Raw genomic sequence first — 5,295 nt, 5'->3', positions numbered from 1 at the left:
CCCACCACCCCCCGCCCGAAAGGCTAGGTCCGCACCCAGAGGCAGAACGGGTGGCCCGCCGGGTCGAGGCAGACCCGGACGTCGTCCTGCGGCTGGAACGGGGCGAGCGTGGCCCCGGCCGCCAGGGCGTGGGTGAGGCTGTGCTCCAGGTGGTCCACCTCGAAGTCCAGGTGGAGCGACATCTGCTGCCGTCCCGGCCTGCCCGGCCACAGCGGCGGCTCGTAGGAGCTCTCCGTTTGGAACGACAGCCGTCCCGGGCCGCCCGGCTCGGCGAGCTGCACCCAGTCCTTCTCGTCCTGGATGACCTCCCAGTCCAGAAGGCGGAGGTAGAAACCGGCCAGCTCGCGCGCGGCGAGGGAGTCGAGCACGGGGGTGGGCCGCCCGAGGCGCGGCCGTGGCGTCTGCTGCGTCATAGGGGCGAAGCTACCCCGGCGCACGCCACGGAAGCGCTGCGGCACCGAGGCATGCGCCCGTTCGACGCACGCATGGTGGGGAAGCCGGGCGGTTCGGGGAGCGGAGCCTCCCTTATACGATCGGCCAGATGCCGCCCGACGTCGACGAGGACATGGCCGCGGGACCGCGAAGGGCGGTCGTGCCCCTCCGAGTTGCGCTGATCGCGTTCGATCCGCCGGGGGCGGCAGGCGGCGGTCACGCGGGCCGGGACCCTGGCGCGCGCCGCTGCGTCCTGTTGGCGCTCCCGCAGACTTGGAGATCGGTGTGGACCGGCTGAACGGGCGATTCCGCGGTGTCGTCGCCGCACACGCGGTGTCCGCATACGGCAACTACCTCAACCTCGTCGCGCTCAGCCTGTTCTCCTACCAGCTCACGGGGAACGCGCTCGGCATCGGCCTGCTCATGGCCCTGCGCCTCTTCTCCGGCCTGCTGGCCGGGCTCGGCGCCGCGGCGCTGACCGCCCGGGTCGGCCGCAGGCGCGTGATGATCGGCGCGGACCTCGCCCAGGCGGTGGCCATGGCGGTGATCGCCCTGGCCACGCGGACGGCGTCCGTCGGACTCCTCGCCGCCGTCGTCGTGGTGCTCGGCGCGGGGAACGTCTTCTTCACCGTCGCGCTGCGCAGCGCGATACCCGTGATGGTGGGGCAGGAGGCGCGGGGCCGCGCCAACGGGCAGCTGATGACCGGGCGTTCGCTGGCCATGGTGGCCGGCTTCGCCTCGGCCGGCCCTCTCATCGGGATCGCGGGCCACGGCGCCGCGTTCGCCGTCAACGCGGCCAGCTTCCTGCTGTCCGCGGCGACCCTGCTGGTGCTCCGCCCCCGGACGGAGGAGGACGCTCCCGCTCCGCCCCCGGAGCCGGGGCCGGAGCCGGAGTCGGGGTCGACGCCGAAGGCCCGGGGTCTCCCGCGCGGCTGGACCACGCTGCCGGCCCTGCTGCTGGGGGTCATCCTGCTGCGGGGCGCCGACGCGCTGGCCTCCTCCTCGCACAACGTCGCCCTCCCGGTCGTGGCCGGGCTCGAATCGCCGGAGAACCCGGCGGCGTTCATGGCGCGGTTCTGGGCGGCCTGGGCCGTGGGCACCCTGCTGGCCCACCAGGCGCTCAAGCGCCGTCCCGCGTCGTGGTGGGAGGGGCGCAGGGGGGCCGTGGTCTACGCGGTGGGGACCTGCGCGATGTCGCTGTTCTTCGTGCTGGCCTTCACCGGCCCACCCCCCGTGGCGTTCATGCTGATCGCCGCCCTGGCCGGGTTCGCCGACGGGGCCACGGAGATCGCCCACACGTCGCGGCTCCAGGCCGCCCCAGACGCCGAGCGAGGCCGCCTGTTCGCGCTCTCCTCCATGGCGGAGACCTCCGGGTTCGCCCTCGGGACGGTCACCGCCGCGGCGGCGCTCGAACTGTGGCCCGCGATCGCGGTCGTCGGCCTCTTCCACGGAATCGCCTTCTGCGGCGCGCTGGCCCTGCTGACCCATCTCGCCCGCCGGGCGCCGGACGGGCGGGCGGCCGCACCACCAGCCATCGAGACGTCAAGGAGCCCCATCCCATGACCCGTGTACGGCCGGACGCCCTCGCCCGAGGGCCCGAACTCGACCTGACCGCCGACGATCCGCCGCACGCCGTGAGCGCCCTCCTCCGCGCGGCGGAACGGCACCCCGACGCGTCGGTGATCACGGTCGGAGCCGACGGGCGGAGCACCGGCCGGAGGTACCCGGAGCTGCTGGCCCATGCCCGCCTCCGGCTCGCCGGGCTGCGGGAACACGGCCTGCGCGCCGGCACGGACGTCGTGCTGTGCGGACTGCCCCTGGCGGAGTTCTTCCCCATGTTCTGGGCCTGCCTGCTGGGCGGTGCCCGGCCGGTCGCCATCGCGGAGCGCGCGGAGACCGGCTCGCCCACGTACCAGCGCCTCCTGCACGCCTGCGCGCTGCTCGACGGCCCGCTGGTGGTCACCGACCGCGCCGGGGCCGCCGGCCCGGCCGGTGCGGTCCCCTCCCTGCGGATCGTGGTGGCCGAGGACTGTCTGGGCCACCCGCCCGCGCCGGACCACGTGGAGCCCCGGGACTCCGACGTGGCGCTGCTGATGCTCTCCTCGGGCAGCACGGGCGTGCCCAAGGCGGCCCGGCTCACGCACGGGGGCCTGGCGGAGTTCGCCGCGAGCACGCGACGGATCCTGGATGTCCGCCCCGACGACACGACCGTGAACTGGCTTCCGGTGGACCACAGCGGAGCCTTCCTGATCTATCACCTGCTGGCGGTGTTCGCGGGCTGCACCAATGTCCACGCGCCGACCGAGCGGGTGCTGGCCGAGCCCACCCGCTGGCTGGACCTGCTCAGCGAGCACAGGGCGGCCCACGGCTGGGCCCCGGCCTTCGCGTTCCAGCTCGTCGCCGCGTCGGCCGGCGGGTTCCCCCAAGGCCGCTGGGACCTGAGCCGGCTGCGGACCCTGGTGTGCGGCGGCGAGCAGATCCCGCTGTCGGTGATGGACCGGTTCGTGGCGGCCACGGCGCCGTTCGGCGTGCGGCGGGACCACATCGTGCCCGTCTGGGGGATGGCGGAGACGGTCACGGCCATCACGTACGGCAGGCTCGGCGACCCCGGTTCCGTTCTCCATGTGCGCAAGGACAGCCTCGGCGGTGACCTGGTCCGCGCCGACGAGGCCACCCCCGAAGAGGAACGCGTGACGTTCGTCGCCGTCGGGGCCCCGGCGCACCGGGCGAGCGTGCGGATCGTGGACGACCGTGGGGAACTCCTGCCCGAGGAGCGCGTCGGCAGGCTCCAGGTGCGGTCGGGCCGTGTCACCCCCGGGTACGTCGACAACCCCGAGGCCGACCTGGCCGCCTTCCCCGACGGGCCCGACTGGCTCGACACCGGCGATCTGGCCTTCCTCGCCGAGGGACAGGTGGTGGTCACCGGCAGGCGCAAGGACGTGATCATCCTCAACGGGCACAACGTGTACTGCCACGAGGTCGAGGAGGCGGCCATGGCGGTGCCGGGCATCCGCGCGGGCGGTCTCGCCGCGTGCGGGATACCCGACCCCGACACCGCGACCGAATCGCTCGTGCTGTTCTTCGCCGCCCACGGTGACCCCGGGGAAGACGCCCGGGTCGCCCGGGGGATCAGGGCGGCCGTGTTCGCCAGGCTCCGGCTCACCGTCGCGCGCGTGGTGCCGGTCGCCGCCACCGCGTTCCCGAGGACCCCGGCGGGGAAGGTGCGCAGGGCGGAGCTGCGGGACCGGCTGGTGGCCGGGGACTTCGACGGCCCTCCCGTCGCGGTGACCGATTGGCCGCGGGCGGTGCGGGAGGACGTCGAGGCGCTGCTCGGGCGCACCGTGGACCCGCACACCCCGTTCTACGAGCTGGGCATGGACTCCCTCGCGCTCGCGCGCCTCCGCGGCCGTCTGGAGGAACGGCTCGGCCGGGCCCTGCCGCGGACGGCGCCCTTCGAGCACCCCACGACCGCCGCGCTCGCCGCGCACCTGGCCGGGGGGACGCCGGAACGCGCCGCGAGACCGGCGACCCCCGCCCGGGAGACCCCCCGGGCGGAGGACGACCGGATCGCGGTCATCGGCATGTCCGCGCGCTTCCCCGGTGCCCGCTCGATCGCCGAGTTCTGGGCCAACCTCCGCGACGGCGTGGACAGCGTGCGCGTCTTTACCGCCGAGGAGGCCGCGCGCGCCGGGCTCCCGGCGGAGGAGGGCGACGCCCCGGACCGGGTGCGCGCGGCCGGGACGCTCCACGACGTCGAGGGGTTCGACGCGGCGTTCTTCGGCATGGCGCCCCGGGAGGCGGAACTCACCCGGCCCGCGCACCGGCTGTTCCTGGAGTGCTGCCACGAGGCGCTGGAGGACGCCGGGTACGCGGCACCCGGAACGGGCGCGAGGATCGGCGTGTTCGCGGGCTCGGGCATGCACCTCTACGGCCATCAGGCGAGCTCCGTCGCCGCACCGCCGGCCGAGGACGGCGGTGACCCCGCCACCGGCATGCAGACGACCATCGGCGAGCAGCCGGACTTCCTCGCCTCCCGCGTCGCCTACCGGCTGGGTCTGACCGGCCCCGCCATCGGCGTCCAGACCGCCTGCTCCACCTCGCTCGTCGCCGTCCACCTCGCGATCCAGGCGCTGGTCGGCGGCGACGCCGACCTGGCGCTGGCCGGAGCCGCGGCCGTGCACACCCCGCAGGAGTCCGGCTACCGTCCCGGCTCCATCCTGTCCCCGACCGGGCGCTGCCGCGCGTTCGACGCGGAGGCCGACGGCACCGTGGGGGGCAACGGGGTCGCCGCCGTCCTGCTCAAGCGGCTCGACCGGGCCCTGGCGGACGGCGACACCGTCCACGCCGTGATCATCGGGTCGGCCGTGAACAACGACGGGGCCGGCAAGGTCGGCTTCAGCGCCCCGGGCGTGACCGGCCAGGTCGAGGTCGTGCGGCAGGCGCTGCGGCGGGCCGCCGTCCCGGCCGACACCATCTCCTACGTCGAGGCACACGGCACCGGTACCCCGCTCGGCGATCCCATCGAGTTCGAGGCGCTGTCCCGCGCCCTGGGCGAGGGAACGGATCGCGTCGGCTTCTGCACCCTGGGCTCGGTGAAGCCGAGCATCGGCCACCTGGACACCTGCGCGGGCATGGCGGGGCTGATCAAGACGGTGCTGATGCTGCGGCACCGCACCCTCGTGCCGTCCCTGCACCTCGACCGCCCCAACCCGGCGCTGCGCCTGGACACCAGCCCGTTCGTGCTGGGCACCGAGCTGCGGGGATGGACGACCGCGGACGGCGTGCCGCGCCGGGCGGGCGTCAGCGCCCTCGGCGTCGGCGGCACCAACGCCCACGTCGTGCTGGAGGAGGCGCCTTCCCGCC

3 protein-coding genes are annotated in these 5,295 nt (G+C 75.0%); 2 read left to right on the top strand and 1 reads right to left on the bottom strand.

Annotation, left to right across the window (positions count from 1 at the left end; genetic code table 11):
- Positions 1–23: 23 nt before the first annotated feature.
- Positions 24–413, bottom strand: a complete 390-nt coding sequence (locus ADY01_RS32195; protein ID WP_049580273.1) for a VOC family protein — start codon at positions 411–413, stop codon at positions 24–26.
- Between the two features lie 304 nt (positions 414–717).
- Between ADY01_RS32195 and ADY01_RS32190 the strand changes: the two genes are divergently transcribed.
- Together ADY01_RS32190 and ADY01_RS32185 are read left to right on the top strand one after the other, a co-directional pair.
- Positions 718–1,995, top strand: a complete 1,278-nt coding sequence (locus tag ADY01_RS32190) for an MFS transporter (RefSeq protein ID WP_063784444.1) — start codon at positions 718–720, stop codon at positions 1,993–1,995.
- The coding region (locus ADY01_RS32185) for a beta-ketoacyl synthase N-terminal-like domain-containing protein (protein ID WP_049580272.1) at positions 1,992–5,295 on the top strand (3,304 nt) is incomplete at its 3' end. The genes ADY01_RS32190 and ADY01_RS32185, both read left to right, overlap by 4 nt.

This window comes from Streptomyces sp. SBT349 (genome assembly GCF_001083795.1).
GTDB lineage: Bacteria > Actinomycetota > Actinomycetes > Streptomycetales > Streptomycetaceae > Streptomyces.
This window is presented reverse-complemented; position numbering and strand designations above follow the sequence as displayed.

What these genes read in the sequence shown, in the direction of transcription:
- ADY01_RS32195 (WP_049580273.1), bottom strand. Translation starts at nt 413, where the DNA reads ATGACGCAGCAGACGCCACGGCCGCGCCTCGGGCGGCCCACCCCCGTG.